This window comes from Streptomyces sp. NPDC102462 (genome assembly GCF_044765425.1).
Classification (GTDB): Bacteria; Actinomycetota; Actinomycetes; order Streptomycetales; family Streptomycetaceae; genus Streptomyces.
This window is the reverse complement of record NZ_JBIWKB010000025.1, coordinates 38,818-53,201: the sequence shown is the minus strand read 5'-3', so window position 1 is coordinate 53,201 and position 14,384 is coordinate 38,818. Positions and strand designations below refer to the sequence as shown.

The 14,384-nt window shown below is 72.0% G+C and carries 12 protein-coding genes and 2 pseudogenes; 5 read left to right on the top strand and 9 right to left on the bottom strand.

The annotated features are described in order from the left end of the window. Positions 1 to 27 precede the first annotated feature (27 nt). Both ACIRFL_RS22080 and lysX read right to left on the bottom strand, forming a co-directional pair. Positions 28 to 867, bottom strand: a complete 840-nt coding sequence (locus tag ACIRFL_RS22080; RefSeq protein WP_404030845.1) for a polysaccharide deacetylase family protein — start codon at positions 865 to 867, stop codon at positions 28 to 30. Positions 868 to 973: 106 nt separating this feature from the next. After that, positions 974 to 4,252, bottom strand: coding sequence for a bifunctional lysylphosphatidylglycerol synthetase/lysine--tRNA ligase LysX (lysX, locus tag ACIRFL_RS22075; protein WP_404030843.1), 3,279 nt, complete (start codon positions 4,250 to 4,252; stop codon positions 974 to 976). Between the two features lie 90 nt (positions 4,253 to 4,342). On the opposite strand from lysX, the gene ACIRFL_RS22070 reads away from it, so the two are divergent. Further along, positions 4,343 to 4,813 carry a universal stress protein gene (locus tag ACIRFL_RS22070; protein ID WP_404030841.1) on the top strand — a complete coding sequence of 157 codons (471 nt, stop codon included), beginning with the start codon at positions 4,343 to 4,345 and terminating at the stop codon, positions 4,811 to 4,813. 5 nt (positions 4,814 to 4,818) lie between these two features. After that, a pseudogene (locus ACIRFL_RS22065) lies at positions 4,819 to 5,066 on the top strand (amino acid permease); the annotation flags it as partial. Here the strand turns inward: ACIRFL_RS22065 and ACIRFL_RS22060 are convergent. The 4 genes from ACIRFL_RS22060 to ACIRFL_RS22045 form a co-directional block, all read right to left on the bottom strand. Further along, complete coding sequence (locus ACIRFL_RS22060; RefSeq protein WP_404031026.1) at positions 5,059 to 6,096, bottom strand: transposase; 1,038 nt, start codon at positions 6,094 to 6,096, stop codon at positions 5,059 to 5,061. The pseudogene ACIRFL_RS22065 and the gene ACIRFL_RS22060 overlap by 8 nt on opposite strands. A 151-nt stretch (positions 6,097 to 6,247) precedes the next feature. Next, entirely contained in the window at positions 6,248 to 7,000 is a 753-nt protein-coding gene (locus ACIRFL_RS22055) for a recombinase family protein (RefSeq protein WP_404030838.1), read from the bottom strand. Positions 7,001 to 7,089: 89 nt separating this feature from the next. After that, positions 7,090 to 7,245: a hypothetical protein gene (locus ACIRFL_RS22050; RefSeq protein ID WP_404030835.1), complete on the bottom strand. Its 156-nt coding sequence runs from the start codon at positions 7,243 to 7,245 to the stop codon at positions 7,090 to 7,092. Between the two features lie 207 nt (positions 7,246 to 7,452). After that, entirely contained in the window at positions 7,453 to 8,607 is a 1,155-nt protein-coding gene (locus ACIRFL_RS22045) for a CapA family protein (RefSeq protein WP_404030832.1), read from the bottom strand. A gap of 231 nt (positions 8,608 to 8,838) precedes the next feature. Between ACIRFL_RS22045 and ACIRFL_RS22040 the strand changes: the two genes are divergently transcribed. The 3 genes from ACIRFL_RS22040 to ACIRFL_RS22030 all read left to right on the top strand — a co-directional run bounded on the left by ACIRFL_RS22040 (position 8,839) and on the right by ACIRFL_RS22030 (position 10,855). Then, complete coding sequence (locus ACIRFL_RS22040) at positions 8,839 to 9,387, top strand: sigma-70 family RNA polymerase sigma factor (RefSeq protein ID WP_388704471.1); 549 nt, start codon at positions 8,839 to 8,841, stop codon at positions 9,385 to 9,387. Between the two features lie 134 nt (positions 9,388 to 9,521). Then, entirely contained in the window at positions 9,522 to 10,037 is a 516-nt protein-coding gene (locus tag ACIRFL_RS22035; RefSeq protein ID WP_404030830.1) for a hypothetical protein, read from the top strand. Positions 10,038 to 10,201: 164 nt separating this feature from the next. After that, positions 10,202 to 10,855: an anti-sigma factor family protein gene (locus ACIRFL_RS22030; RefSeq protein WP_404030827.1), complete on the top strand. Its 654-nt coding sequence runs from the start codon at positions 10,202 to 10,204 to the stop codon at positions 10,853 to 10,855. Between the two features lie 158 nt (positions 10,856 to 11,013). Here the strand turns inward: ACIRFL_RS22030 and ACIRFL_RS22025 are convergent, their stop codons facing one another. From ACIRFL_RS22025 to ACIRFL_RS22015, 3 genes and pseudogenes are all read right to left on the bottom strand, one after another. Further along, positions 11,014 to 11,877, bottom strand: coding sequence for an Fpg/Nei family DNA glycosylase (locus tag ACIRFL_RS22025; protein WP_404030824.1), 864 nt, complete (start codon positions 11,875 to 11,877; stop codon positions 11,014 to 11,016). A 43-nt stretch (positions 11,878 to 11,920) separates the two neighbouring features. Next, positions 11,921 to 13,627: pseudogene (locus ACIRFL_RS22020) on the bottom strand (SpoIIE family protein phosphatase); the annotation flags it as partial. 60 nt (positions 13,628 to 13,687) lie between these two features. Further along, complete coding sequence (locus tag ACIRFL_RS22015; protein ID WP_404030821.1) at positions 13,688 to 14,230, bottom strand: hypothetical protein; 543 nt, start codon at positions 14,228 to 14,230, stop codon at positions 13,688 to 13,690. Positions 14,231 to 14,384: the final 154 nt, after the last annotated feature.

Below are 14,384 nucleotides of genomic sequence, written 5' to 3'. Positions count from 1 at the left end.
CGGTGTCCCGGCCGGGCGGCCGGCCGCTCAGCCGTAGGGCCGTTGGGGGACGGTCAGGTGGTAGCCGTGGTCCAGCAGCCAGGGCAGATAGCTGCGCAGGGCGCTGACGCTCTGCGCGCGGTTGCCCCCGGCGTCGTGGGAGAGCACCACGACGCCGGGGCCGGCGCCGCGCTCGATCCGGTCGATGATGGTGCGGGTGCCCGGCTCGGTCCAGTCGAGGCTGTCCACCGTCCAGGCCAGCGGCTCCATGCCCATCTCGGCGCCCAGTTGGAAGGCCGCCCGGTTCCAGGCCCCGTACGGCGCGCGGAACCAGCGGGGGTGCTCGCCGTAGCCCTTTGTGATGGCCTCGCCGGTGCGTTCCATCTCGGAGCGGATCTGTGCCCGGTTCAGCTCGGTGAGCAGCGGATGGGACCAGGTGTGGTTGCCGACGACGTGTCCCTCGTCGGCCATCCTGGCCAGCAGGTATCCGTTGCGCTCGGCCATCTCGCCGCACACGAAGAACGTCGCGCGGACGTCGTACTTAGCGAGGGTGTCCAGGATGTGCGGGGTGTAGGCGGGGTCGGGGCCGTCGTCGAAGGTCAGCAGCATGCGTCGGCCGGTGCCGGGCATCCGCAGGATCGGCTCGACTCGCACGGGGGTCCTGGCGGGGCGGGTGCGCGGCGGTCCATCACCGGTCAACGGCCGCAGGCGGAACGCGGAGGAGTTGACCGCGGCCCGTGCCCCGGGTCCGGCGGCGGGTGCGCCGGACCGTGCCGGGACGGTGTCCGTGCGGCCGGTCAGGAAGAGGTCGGCGGTGCCGGCCGCCCCCAGGGCAGCGGCGCCGGCCAGCAGCACCCGGCGCCGCGTGAGCATCTGATCCTTCTTCATGACTCATCACTCGCCCGCAGGGCACCGGCGCACCACTCGCTCACGGGTGCCGCGACGGGAATCCACCCGCACGGCGCAGCCGTCCGCGCGCCTGTACGGCCGTGCGTCAGCGGCGGCGGACCAGCGGGAAGGGAAGGGTCTCCCGGATCGTCAGTCCGGTCAGGAACATGACGATCCGGTCGACTCCGAGACCAAGCCCCCCGGTCGGCGGCATCGCGTACTCGAGGGCGTCGAGGAAGTCCTCGTCCAGTTCCATCGCCTCCGCGTCTCCCCCGGCGGCCCGCAGCGACTGCGCGGTCAGCCGGCGGCGCTGCTCGACCGGGTCGGTCAGCTCCGAGTAGGCGGTGCCCAGTTCGGTGCCGAAGGCGACGAGGTCCCAGCGCTCGGCGAGCCGCGGGTCGGTGCGGTGCCTGCGGGTCAGCGGGGAGACGTCCACCGGGAAGTCCTTGTAGAAGGTGGGCAGTCGGGTCGGCTCCTCGACCAGCCGCTCGTACATCTCCAGGACGATCGCGGCCGGGCCGGTCGCCGCGGTGTACGGGACGCCCGCGCGGTCGCACAGGCGGTGCAGCACGGGCAGCGGGGTGCCGGCGTCGACCTGTTCGCCGAGCGCCTGGGAGATCGCGCCGTACACCGTCCTGACCGGCCAGGGCCCGGAGATGTCGTGCTCCTCACCCTGTCTGCGGACGACGGCGCGGCCGAAGGCGGCGGTGGCGGCGCCCTCGACCAGTTCGCGGGTGAGGTCGAGCATCATGTCGTAGTCGGCGAACGCCTGGTACGCCTCAAGCATCGTGAACTCGGGGTTGTGCTTGTGGGAGACGCCCTCGTTGCGGAAGCAGCGGCCCAGTTCGAAGACCTTCTCCAGGCCGCCGACGCACAGCCGTTTCAGGTACAGCTCGGGGGCGATGCGCAGCGTGAGGGCGAGGTCGTAGGCGTTGCTGTGGGTGGTGAAGGGCCGGGCGTCGGCGCCGCCGTGGATCTGCTGCAGCATCGGCGTCTCGACCTCGACGAAGCCGCGGTCGGCGAGGCCCTGGCGCAGCGCCTGGACGACGGCGGCGCGGATCCGGATCACCCGGCGGGCGTCGGGGCTCGTCACCAGGTCGAGGTGGCGCATGCGGACCCGGGCCTCGGGGTCGGTCAGGCCGCGGCGCTTGTCGGGCAGCGGACGCAGACACTTCCCGGTGAGCCGCCAGGAGGTGACGAACACGGTCGGTTCACCCGTGTCGCTGGTTCCGGTGTGCCCGGTGGCGGTGATGTGGTCGCCGATGTCGGTGTCGGCGGTGAACCGGTGCAGGGCCGGGCCGGTGCCGGAACGGGTGAGGGCGAGCTGATGGTCACCCGACCAGTCGCGCAGCACCACGAAGACGATGCCGCCGAAGTCACGGACCAGCATGATCCGGCCGGCGACCGTCACCTCCTCGCCGTCCCGGACGTCGGCGAGGGCCCGGGTCGGCGGCGGCACGCCCACCGGGTAGGGGTCGGTGCCGGCCGCGTACAGCCGGTCGAGCGTGCGGTGGCGGACGCGGACCTGTTCGGGCAGGCCCGCGTCCGGTCCGGCGTGGCCGGCCGCGGCACCGGTGCCGGTGCCGGTGCCGGGCGGCGGGTGCGGCGGCGCCCCGCCGGGCGCGGGCCGTTCGGCGGCCGGGCGGGTCTTGCCCCACAGCTTGTGCAGCGACGGTACGGCGACGAAGCCCTCGGCGATGCCGGAGGCCAGGCCGATGCGGGCGAGCGAGGCGGCCTCGCCGTAGCAGAGGAAACGCGGGTACCACTCGGGGCGGTACTTGGCGTTGGAGCGGTACAGGGCCTCCAGCTGCCACCAGCGGGAGAAGAACAGCAGCATGCGCCGCCACAGCCGCAGCACGGGCCCGGCGCCGATGCGGGCGCCCTCCTCGAAGACCGAGCGGAACACCGCGAAGTTCAGGGAGATACGGCGCACGCCCAGCCTCGGGGCCGCCGCGCACAGTCCGGCGACCATGAACTCCATGACGCCGTTGGGGGCGGCGCGGTCGCGGCGCATCAGGTCGAGGGAGACGCCGTCGGTGCCCCACGGCACGAAGGAGAGCAGGGCGAGCAGCCGGCCGTCCGCGCCGTGCGCCTCGACGAGGAGGCAGTCGCCGTCCGCCGGGTCGCCGAGCCGGTCGAGGGCCATGGAGAAGCCGCGTTCGGTCTCGGTGTCCCGCCAGGCGTCCGCCCGGTCGACGATCTTCGCCATCTCCGCCACGGTCAGGGCCGAGTGGCGGCGGATGCGGCAGGTGGCCCCGGTGCGGCGGACGCGGTGCACGGCCTGGCGGGTGACGCGCATGTCGCGGCCGTCGAGATCGAAGCCGGGCACGTGCAGGATCGCCTCGTCGCCGAGTTGCAGTGCGCCGAGCCCGGCACGCGTGTACGCGGTGGCGCCGGACTCGGACGCGCCCATCACGGCGGGCACCCAGGCGTGCCGGCGGGCCGTGCCGAGCCAGGCGGCGATGGCGTGCGGCCATGCCTCGCGGTCGCCGACGGGGTCGCCGCTGGCCAGGCAGACCCCGGCCTCGACGCGGTAGGTGACGGCCGCCTTGCCGCTGGGCGAGAAGACGACGGCCTTGTCGCGCCGGGTGGCGAAGTAGCCGAGCGAGTCGTCCTCGCCGTAGGCCCGGAGCAGGGTGCGGATGCGGGCCTCCTCGTCGCCGTGCAGGGCCGCTTCGAGGCGCTGCGAACGGAACAGCGCGGCGGCTGCGTTGAGCAGGGCGAGCGCGCCGAACAGGCCCAGCAGGAAGGTGACCGGGCGGGGCGGGCGGCCGTCGAAGGCCGTGCTGGAGACCAGTCCGCCGCAGACCCGGGCGGCGGCCCAGGCCAGGTGCTGCCCGGGCGGCAGGGTGCCGGGGAACAGCGCGACCAGGCCCCAGCCGAGCAGGATCGCCACGGCGAGCCCGGCCAGCAGGACGCCGAGCGCCCGCCACACGGCGCCGCGCCGGGAGGCCGCGTAGAACTCCCCGCGGGCCACGACCAGCACGGTCAGCGCGAGCCCGCACACCACAAGGGACGGGACGGACTCGGCGTACAGGCCGACCGCGAGGCCCAGTACGTCGGTGAGGACGACCAGGCCGAGGTAGACCACGACCAGCCACCAGGCGACCCGCTTGCGGGCGGCGGTCGCGGCGGCCAGCAGGAACAGGAACACGGCGTACGCGAGGTTCGCGCTGACCGGGACGATCAGCAGGTCGAGGGCGCGGACCAGCGGACGGAGCAGGACACGCAGCGGCGCGCTGACCGCCAGCAGGGCGCAGAGCAGGGCGAGGGCGCCGAAGAAGGCGGCGTAGCCCTCGGGCACCCGGCCGGGGAAGCGGCCCGCGGGCGGCGGTGTCGGGCCCGTGGCGTCCTTCCCCTGGGCGGCCTCCGGGGTGGCACTCATGGTTCCGACTGTAGGAACCGCGGGGGCGGCCCGCCCGTCGAGGGCTCCCGGAGAGGAGCGGGACCTGCGGTTTCCGATAGCCTCACGGCCGTGACGGAACAGCACGAGCAGCATGCGCACAGGTTCGAGCGGGGCACGGACGGGCCGAAGGTCATCGTGGCCGGGCTGGACGGCTCCGAGTCCTCGCTGCGGGCCGCCGCCTATGCCGCCGGTCTGGCCCGGCGGCAGCACGCGCTGCTCGCCGTCGTCTATGTGCAGCCGGTGCTGGCTGCGGGGGCCGCGCTCGGGGCGCCGGTGGCGGAGACGACGGACGAGATCGCCGAGGACCTCGTCACCCACATCCGTGAGTCCGCCGAGCAGGTCAAGGGGATATTCGATGTGCGCTGGGAGTTCCACACGTTCCGTGGCGATCCCTACAGCGGCCTGGTGAAGGCGGCCGACGAGCTGAAGGCCGACGCGGTCGTGGTCGGTGCGTCCGAGCAGGCGGGCCACCGCATCATCGGCTCGGTAGCCATCCGCCTGGTAAAAGCAGGCCGCTGGCCGGTGACGGTAGTCCCCTGACCGCCTTCTTCCCGTACGGCGTCGGCGGGGCGTTCACCGGCGCGACCACCGTGTTCTTCGCGGTCTTCGGCTACGACGCCATGTCCACGGCCGCCGAGGAGTCCAAGGACGCGCAGCGGCACATGCCGAGGGCGATCGTCTCTCGCTCGCGACCTCGATGGTGCTGTACGTGGCGGCCCGCCTGGTGCTGACCGGAATGCAGAATTACCGGCACATCGACAAGGCGAGCGGCTTCTCCACGGCGTTCAAGGCGCGGAATCACCCGCGTGAACATTGCTTCCCAGCAGCAGTTCCGGGATGACCCACAGGCGGATGTGGGTCGACGGGATCGGCGCCGGGTCAAAGGGCTCGTCACCGCCGAGGCCCTTCAGCCGTTCCATCACCGCCGGCCAGACCTCCGGCGTCCACTCCTGGCTGACCTTCCGCAGGTTCTGGCCGTCTCCGTACGGGCGGGGCAGCTTGCCCCAGCTGACGCCCGTACGGACCTTCTCCAGCATCCCCGCCAGTGCCTGACGGGCATCGCGGCCGGGGGCCGCGGGGACTATGTCCTTCACCCGCTCCCACGCCTCGTCGGTCAGCTGCGGCACCTGGTAGCCGTTCTCCCTGAACCAGGTGATCAGCGAGCACCGTACGCCACTCTTCCCCCGGGGAGCCGGGGCGGTCACGGTCACCTCTGCGTCGAGCAGTGTCAGCAGGCGCTCTTGTTTCTCCGGCGAGAGCCGGCCGAAGCGCTGCTGAGTGGCCTTGGCCAGACTCAGCAGGTCGTCCGCCCGCGTGGCGGCCTCCGTGGACTCCTTCTGCCACTCGACGGCATCCGCTCGCAGCTTCTCCAGGTCGGCGAGCTGCTTGTTCAGCGGCCGAACGGCGGCGGTCGCCTCCTGGACGGCCTGAACCTCGTCCAAGCCCCTGTCCAGGGCCTCAGAGATGGCCACGGCGCGCGTCACTGTGACGGCCTTCTTCTGCCGCTCGATCTTGGAGTCCAGCTCCTTGATGCGGTCCTCGAAGTTCACGTCACGCTTGGCTGCCTCACCCACCCAGTCGGCCGCTACGCGTTCCAGGCGGTCCAGGTCGCTCAGCGCTCCCTGGATCCTGCGCCATACGTCCTTCTCGATGGCTTCGGCGGGCACCAACTGGCACTTGGGCCCGCCGGTGTTGCACCGGTACTTGGCGGTGCGCTTGCCGGTGGGGTTCCAGCCGGTGTACGTCCCGCCGCAGGGGCACCTGAAGCGCCCACTGATGGTGTAGACCCGGCCCCGGTGGCGGGCCGGCCCCTTGGCGGCCACCTTGATGGCTGCCTTCAGCTCGTCCCTCTCCTCGTCGGAGAAGACCGGGGGAAGGTCGATCACCACCTCATCCCCGTACAGCGGCGCTCCGCTGCGGTTCAGCTTGGCCTTGCCCGCCTTGCGGAAGACCTGCCGGGACTCCAGCAGCGCATCACCGGTCAGGATGTTGCGCAGGTTGGCGTCCGACCACGGCACGCCGCTGCGCAGTGAACAACTGCTCTGCGTTCAGCAATTCTGCCGCCGTGGACCAGTTGCGATGCTCCACGAACAGCTGCCGCGCTCGCTTTGCGGTCGTGGCCTCCATCTCGTCAGGCACGAGGCGGCTTTCCCGCTTCTTGCCCATGTTCTCCACGCGGTAGCCGAACGGCACGTAACCGCCGGTGTATCCGCCGTCTTCGGCGTGCTCCTGGATACCGCTCTGCGTCCTCGCCCGGATACGCGTGTACTCCTTGAAGGCGTAGTTCGCCTCCTCGCGCATCTTGGCGCGGCCCTCGTCGGTGGTGTTGTCGATGTCCAGCTTCGCGTCAGCCACGAAGACTCCGAGGTCTTCGAGCTTCCACACCCACGGGTAGTAGGCGCGGTCCGCCCGGCCGATCACTCGGCCTTCCGGCACAACCACCACGTCGAAGGGACGTGGCTCTTGCTGCGCAAGCTCCATCAGCCGATTGAGATCGGGCCGCTCCGTCCAGTCCAGAGAACCGGAGACTCCCTCGTCGGCGAAGGTGGTGATGTAGGCCCAGTCCTTCTTCTCGATGTAGCGCTTGGCGCGCTTGTCCCCCGCGGCGATGCCGTATCCCTTGGCCTGCTCCTCCGTGGAGACGCGGGCATAGATGACGGCCCGGAGCTGTCCGGCTCGTACGGCCTGCTGCGCCACATCGATGGCGCTCGTGAGAGTGTGGGTCACGTCAGTCCCTTCGCGACTGGCTATGCGACCCCGGGAGCGTTTCTCAGGCCCTCCCGGGGTCACTCATATGGCGACATCATGACGCCTCATCAGTCGGCCCGGGGTCCGAACAGGATCTCCATCACCTCCCGGTAGACGGCCGGGTTCGGCTTGGCAGGCATGAGCGTGATGGAATCCGCGTCCTTGAGGTTCTTCCTCAGCCACTCGCCGGCCTCTTCAGCCGGTATGGCGTCCCCGTCCTGCATGGCAGGGCCTTCCACCCGCCCCGCAAGGGCGGGGCGTGAGTGTCAGCCGGCGTTCCCGGCTGGCTGGCTGCAAAGGTGCACGGGCGCCTCTGGCTCATGGAGAGCGCAGCGGCGGTCATGATCCCGGCTGCACCATCGGCATACGGCACGGCCGGTCATGCCACATACGCTCCTACCGGCGCTCCGCGCTCGCCGGTCCGGGGCGGGTCACTCCCCCATGACCAGGCCGTCCTTGGCGGCGCCGCGGGCGAGCACCACGTCCCGGATCCGGTCGCGCACGGCGGTCAGCTCGGCGCCGTCGGCGATGGCGGCGTTGAGGTCGACCACGCGGCCCGCGTCGAGGTCGTACAGCTGCGGGACGAACTCGGCGCGGGTCACCTCCCAGCGGGCGCCGGGCCGGGCGGGCGGGGAGAAGGTGAAGCGGGCGAGCGTGGACTGGTTGCCGCGCGGGTCCTGCACGCCCTGCCGGTTGTACATCTCACCGGCGATCTGATCGCCCATGCCGTACACGACCCAGGTCCCGTTGACCTTCTCGTAGGCCTGCGGGACATGGGCGTGGGTGCCGATGATCAGGTCCACGTCGGGGCGGCCGGCGGTCCGTGACGCGGTGAGCCGCTTGGCGAGGGCGAGTTGCCGGTCGTCGGGGTCGTCCTGCCACTCGGTGCCCCAGTGCAGGGACACGACGACCACGTCCGCGCCCTGCTTGCGGGCGGCGCGGGCGTCGGCGACGATCCTCGCCTCCTCGATCAGGTTGACGGCCCAGGGCTGCCCGGCCGGCGGCGCGAAGCCGTTGGTGTCGTAGGTGTACGCCAGGTGCGCGACCCGCGCCGGGCCCGCCCGCATGAGGGTGACCGCGCGGGCCTCCCCCTCGGTACGCGCCGTTCCGGAGTGCCGCAGGCCCGCCCGGTCCATGGCGTCCAGGGTGCGGGCGATGCCCGCGGCGCCGTCGTCCAGGGCGTGGTTGGAGGCGGTGGAGCAGGCGTCGTAGCCGGTGGCGGCGAGGCTGGGGGCGATCTCCGGCGGGGACTTGAAGGCGGGGTAACCGGTGTAGTCGCCGTTCGCGCCGTAGACGGTCTCCATGTGACACAGCGCCAGGTCGGCGCGGTTGACGACCGGTTGGACACCGGCGAGCATCGGGCGGAAGTCGTAACCGGCGCCGCCCGCGTCGAAGTTGGCCCGCTCGATCACGGAGGTGTGCGGCAGGACGTCGCCGGAGGCGACGAGGGTGAAGCCGCGGGCCGGAGCCGTCGGCGCCGGGTGTGCGGGCGCGGACGGCTGTTTGCGTGCCTCGGCCGAGCAGGCGGCGGCCGCCGTGAGGAGTACGGTCAGGGCCAGGGCGACCTGGCGTCTGCGTGCGATCATCGGCTCATCCCGGATGGTCTCGATATCACCGTCACATTCGTATTTACAGACAAATGAGTACGAAGATGACGGCCGCCCCAAACGACCCGGCGGTCCTCTTTAACCCGTCCGGTGTCCGTGACCGGCCGTGACCGACCGTTCGCCGAACCGTTCGCCGACGCGATCGACCGTCCGTCGCAGATCCCGGTGCGCACCCTGTCCCGTCGGCGGACCCTGCGCTGCCATATGGCCATGACGGCCGGAACCACCCTTGACCACGGGACGACGACCGCCGAGCACGAGCTGGCCGCGCTGCAACGCGAGCACGGCCGACCGCTCTTCGCGCTGCTGCTGCGGCTGTGCGACGGGGACCGGCAACGTGCCGAGGACCTGGTGCAGGAGACCTTCGTACGCGCCTGGCAGCACCCCGAGGCGCTGCGCGCCGACGCCTTCGACTCGGTGCGGCCCTGGCTGCTGACCGTGGGCCGGCGGCTCGCGATCGACGCGCGGCGGGCCCGGCAGGCGCGACCGCCGGAGGTCGGCGACGCGATCCTAGAGAACGCGCGGGTGTGCGCCGACCACGCCGAGCGGTCGGCCGCCACTCTGGATGTCCGCGAGGCGGTGAAGACACTCACTCCGGAACACCGTGAAGTACTGGTGCTCGTGTATTTCCAAGGGGCGAGTGTTGCGGAAGCCGCGGAAACGCTGGGCATCCCACCCGGTACGGTGAAGTCCCGCGCGTACTACGCGCTGCGCGCCCTGCGCCGGGTTCTGCCGGGATACGCGCCCGACCTGCGGTGAAACCGGGTCCTGGGTCAAACCTCGGTAAAGCGCCTTGCTGCGGACCCCGTTGGAGCAATCAGCTGTCTTCATCCGTGTTCCGGACCGGGGCGGGGTTCGGGCGACGCGCACGTACCGCAGGAAGGCAGGACGGGATGCTGCACAGAGGTCAAGAGAGCACGGACGGCACCGGCGGCGGCGCGCTGACCGTCCCGGTGGCCTGGTTCTACGCCGAGTACATCGCCGACGAACTGCTGCGGACCGGCGATCTGATGCCACCCACGTCCTTCGAGTTCCGGGCCGGCCGGGACGCGCTGGCGCTGACCGTCTTCCTGTCCGACACCGACGGCGAACTCTCCGGCATCCGGGTGGTCACCCAGCTGGAGACCTGGCTGACGCTGACGGCGTACGACCAGCCCTGGCAGGACTGGGTGGGCGAGCGCATGGCCCAGCTCGCCACCGCGGCGATCGCCTCCGGCACCCCCGCGCCGGACCTGGACCTCGCCGCGGCGGCCTGGCGCTGGCTCCAGGAGACCGAACTGCTCGCCCCCGACCTGGACGCGGTGCCGGGCGGCGGCCCGGTGGTCGGCGAGGACGACGGGCCGAAGGTGTGGACCCCCGCCTGGCGGCTCGGGCTGCCCCTCGGCCACCTCGCCATCCACCTTTTCTGAGCTTCTTCGCCGACGGACCAATCCGCGGCCCTGACCGCTCCGAATCCCTTGGTTGTCCCTCGGGGCGGTGATTGTGGACGTGGCTTGAGTGATTCGGCTGTCCGGTGCGTACCGGTGGGTGCACGCAGTCACCCCACCCGCACCCAACGGCACGAGGATTCGGCATGAGGTCCCTGGAAAGGCATCGCGACGTCGGCGCTTATGCGCTCGGCGTGCTGGACGAGGCGGAGACCTTCCGCTTCGAGGACCACCTCATGGAGTGCCCCAGCTGCGCGGCACACGTGACCGAATTCGGCCCTGCGGCACGGCAGTTGATGCTGTACCGCCGGGCCACCCCGCGCCTTGTGCACCCCCTGGCCCAGCCCGGCCCCCGGCTGCTCGACCGGCTGCTCGCCGAGGTCGTGGCACGCCACCGGGCGCGCCGCCGGCGCCTGCTGTACGGGCTGGCCGCGTCCGTGGTGTTCGCGGTCGCCGGTCCCGGGATCGTCGTCTACGCCGGGCACGGTACGGCGTCCGTACGGGTGACGGCGACGACCGATCCGGACTCCGGTGTGTGGGCGCAGGTGACCAGCGAGGGCGAGGCGTACGGCACCGAGGTCGAGCTGAAGGTCAGGGACGGGGCGGGCCGGCGTTCCTGTCACCTGGTGGCGGTCGGCGAGGACGGCACCGAACAGATCCTCACCAGCTGGACGGTGCCCGACCACGACACCGGCACGACCACCCTGCGGGGCGCCTCCGCGATGCACCCCGACCAAATAGACCACTACGAGGTCCGCACCACCGCAGGAAAACCCCTGGTGACCCTGAAATCCCCCTGACCACAACAGCGCCCCAAAGGGGCGCGGGGCTGTATCGATATGCGGCTCCGCCGCGGTGGGGGTGCCCCCTGTTCGAGCGAAGTCGAGAACTTGGGGGAGCGATCAACCCCAACGACGCCGCAGCCGAACAACGGCAGAAACACCCCACCCCGCCGAAACTACTTCAGCAGGCGCGACATCCTGCGGTCCGCCAACGGCTTGCCCCCCGTCTGACAGGTCGGACAGTACTGCAGCGACGAGTCGCTGAACGACACCTCCCGGACGATGTCGCCGCAGACCGGACACGGCTCCCCGGCACGCCCGTGCACCCGCAGCCCGCTCTTCTTCTCCGCCTTGAGCCGCCCGGCGGCCAGCCCCCGGGAGCGGTCGACCGCCTCCGTCAGCGTGCTGCGCAGCGCCTCGTACAGCCGCCCGGTCTCCTGCGGGGTCAGGGACGCGGCGAGTTTGAACGGCGACATCTTCGCGGCGTGCAGGATCTCGTCGCTGTAGGCGTTGCCCACGCCGGCGAGCAGGCTCTGGTCCCGCAGCGCGCCCTTGAGCTGCCGCCGCTCCCCCGTCAGCAGGGCGGCGAGCCGGGCCTCGTCGAAGTCGTCGGCGAGCGGGTCGGGGCCGAGCCGGGCCACGCCGGGCACCTCCCGCACGTCCCGTACCAGGTACACCGCGAGCCGCTTCTGGGTGCCGGCCTCCGTCAGGTCGAAGCCCGCGCCGTCCGCGAGGGCGGCCCGCAGCGCGAGCGGGCCCTTGCCGGGGCGCGGCGGGCCGTCCGGCAGCCGGTCCTTCCACTGCAGCCAGCCCGCGCGGGCCAGGTGCGTCACGAAGTGCAGGCCCGTGTCGCCCTCGATGTCGAGGAACTTGCCGTGCCGGTGCACGGCCGTGACCTCGCTGCCCTCGAACGCGGAGACCGGCGGGTCGTAGGTCTTCAGGACGCTGATCGCGACCGGCAGCACCCGGACGACCTCGCGGCCGACCAGTTGCTCGGTCAGAAAGTCCTTGAGCGCTTCCACCTCGGGGAGTTCCGGCATAGCTCCAGGGTGCCACCGGCGCGCCGAGTGGTCAGCCGCCGTGGAGCCGGCCGCCGACCTGCGCGGTGTCGGCGTCGAGGCGGCGCAGCAGGAGCAGGGCCACGTCGTCGTCGCCGCCGCGTTCCTCGGCCAGGTCGATGAGCCGGTCGGCGAGGTCGCGTACGTCCTTCGGGCCGGTGCCGATCAGTTCGGTGAGGGCCCGCACCCCGTCGTCGAGGTCGGTGCCGGGCCGTTCGACGAGTCCGTCGGTGCACAGCAGCAGGGTCTGGCCCGGGCCCAGTTCGTGGGTGGTCACCGGGTACTCGAGCCGCCCGAACTCGGCGGACAGGCCGAGCGGCAGTCCGCCGTCGACCGGCATGCGGCGGCAGCTGCCGTCCGTGTGCCGGATCAGCGGGTCGATGTGCCCGGCCCGGACCAGCTGGACCACCCCGGTGGACAGGTCGGCCTCCGCGTACAGGCAGGTGGCGAACCGGTCGGTGTCCAGTTCGTGCAGGAACACCGAGGCCCTGGCGATCACGGCGGCCGGGGTGTGCCCCTCGGCCGCGTACGCGCGCAGCACGATGCGCAGCTGGCCCATGACGGCCGCCGCGTGCGTGTCGTGCCCCTGGACGTCGCCGATGACGGCGCCGACCCGGCCGCCGGGCAGCGGGACGAGGTCGTACCAGTCGCCGCCGATGTCCCGGCCGAGGGAGCCCGCGGTGGCGCCGGCGCGGTAGCGGACGGCGACGTCGGCCCCGGGGACGCTCGGGATGGTGCGCGGCAGCATGGCCTGCTGGAGGCCCTGGGCGAGGTCCCGCTCCTGTTCGTAGAGCATGGCCCGTTGCAGGCTCTGCGCGATGCTGGAGCCGAGGGCGACCAGCACGGCCCGCTCCTCGGCCGAGAAGCCGCGCCGGTCGTTGTAGAGCAGGCCCATGGCGCCGATCGGGCGGCCCTGGGCGATCAGCGGCAGATAGGCGGCCGAGGTGATGCCGAGGTCGGTGATGTGCGGCCACAGGATCGGATAGCCCTCGGCGAACTCCTGCGGGGACTCGATGAAGCGGGGGCTGAGGAGGCGCACGACCTCGCTCATCGGGTACGGCTCGTCGATCCCGGTGATCCGGGTGCCGGGCACGAAGCTGCCCTCGGGCCCCTCGGCGACCAGCCGGATCCGGCCCGCCTCCACCAGACCGATCACCACGCTGGTCGCGCCCAGGTGCCGTACACCGTCGGTGTCCTTGAGTACGTCGATGACGTCCTGGACGCCGCGGGCGTGGGAGAGGGCGGCGGTGATGACCTGCACGACATCGCTCTGCCGGCGGAAGGCCGCGTCCTGGGCGGCCCGCAGGCTGCGCGCCTCACTGTCCGCGAGTTCCTGGGTCGCGTCGCGGACGATCCCGATGACCCGGCGCGGCCTGCCGGTCTCGTCGCGCCGGATGTAGCCCTGGGTGTGCGTCCAGCGGTAGCGGCCGTCGCGGCGGCGGATGCGGAAGTAGGCGCCGTAGTTCTCGCTGCCGTCCTTGATGGCGCGGGAGACGACGGCGTCGATCCGGCTGGCCTCCGGCTGGGGCACCCGGATGCCGAGCGATTCCAGGCGCCCGTCGAACTCCTCGGGAAGCAGGTCGAACACCTCGTGGGCCTGCGCGTCCATGTGGTACAGACCGGTGTCCAGGTCCCAGTCGAAGGTGCCCATGCGGTTGAGCGCCAGGAACGGATCCGGGTGGGCGGGCCAGTCGTCCGGGACCGACGGGGCGCTCGCTCCCCGATCGGACATGGAGCCGCCTTGCCGGGGTTCGTCCGGATCTTCGACCGGTGTCGGCGCCACAGCGGGCCCTCAGCCGCCGAGGACGCCGGTGGGGCTGTCGAAGATCGCGTCGGTGACGGCGATGACGGCGGTGTCGTCGGGGGCCGGGCCGTCGTCGCCGCCGGGCCGCTCGGGCGCTTCTGGGACGATCTCGGGTCCGGTCTCGTCGGTGGTGGGCGGGGAACTGCCCGGCTGCGTGGCGGGCGGCGGGACCGATCGGGTGGCCCGGACGCAGTCGGCCGGGCCCGGCCGGCCCGCGGCGGCGTCCGCCGCGACCGTGTCCGCACTGGCGTTCGGCTCCGGTGCGGGGGATGCCGTCCGGGGCGTGCAGCTCGGCGCCGGGGAGCGCGGGCCGTCGCCGGTGGGGCTGGCGTCCGGCGCCGGGGACGCCGTGCCCGGCAGCGGATCGGGGCCGGTGGGTACGGCGGCGGGCACGGCGGACTGAGCCGTACGGGTGATGCGGCCGTCGTCGGCGCCGCATCCGGCGAGGAGCGGCACCGCCGAGAGCACCGAGAGCACACTGACCGTGAGGATGGTTCCGGTGGGTATCCGCACCGCGTTCTCCGACATCATTCAGACCATCTGACGACATTCAGTCATTTCGACCATTCGACCGTTCGACCCTTCGACACCATTGTCCGCACCAGCCGCCCGGGTTACGCAAACGCAGCGGCGCGGTACGCACAGTGATGCGCACGCCCGCGGGCGGACACCGAAGGAGGGAGCG

Coding starts and splice junctions, on each gene's coding strand:
- ACIRFL_RS22030 (WP_404030827.1), top strand. CDS start 10,202: ATGAGGTCCCTGGAAAGGCATCGCGACGTCGGCGCTTATGCGCTCGGC.
- ACIRFL_RS22050 (WP_404030835.1), bottom strand. CDS start 7,245: ATGCAGGACGGGGACGCCATACCGGCTGAAGAGGCCGGCGAGTGGCTG.
- lysX (WP_404030843.1), bottom strand. CDS start 4,252: ATGAGTGCCACCCCGGAGGCCGCCCAGGGGAAGGACGCCACGGGCCCG.
- ACIRFL_RS22040 (WP_388704471.1), top strand. CDS start 8,839: ATGACGGCCGGAACCACCCTTGACCACGGGACGACGACCGCCGAGCAC.
- ACIRFL_RS22045 (WP_404030832.1), bottom strand. CDS start 8,607: ATGATCGCACGCAGACGCCAGGTCGCCCTGGCCCTGACCGTACTCCTC.
- ACIRFL_RS22025 (WP_404030824.1), bottom strand. CDS start 11,877: ATGCCGGAACTCCCCGAGGTGGAAGCGCTCAAGGACTTTCTGACCGAG.
- ACIRFL_RS22035 (WP_404030830.1), top strand. CDS start 9,522: ATGCTGCACAGAGGTCAAGAGAGCACGGACGGCACCGGCGGCGGCGCG.
- ACIRFL_RS22015 (WP_404030821.1), bottom strand. CDS start 14,230: ATGATGTCGGAGAACGCGGTGCGGATACCCACCGGAACCATCCTCACG.
- ACIRFL_RS22080 (WP_404030845.1), bottom strand. CDS start 867: ATGAAGAAGGATCAGATGCTCACGCGGCGCCGGGTGCTGCTGGCCGGC.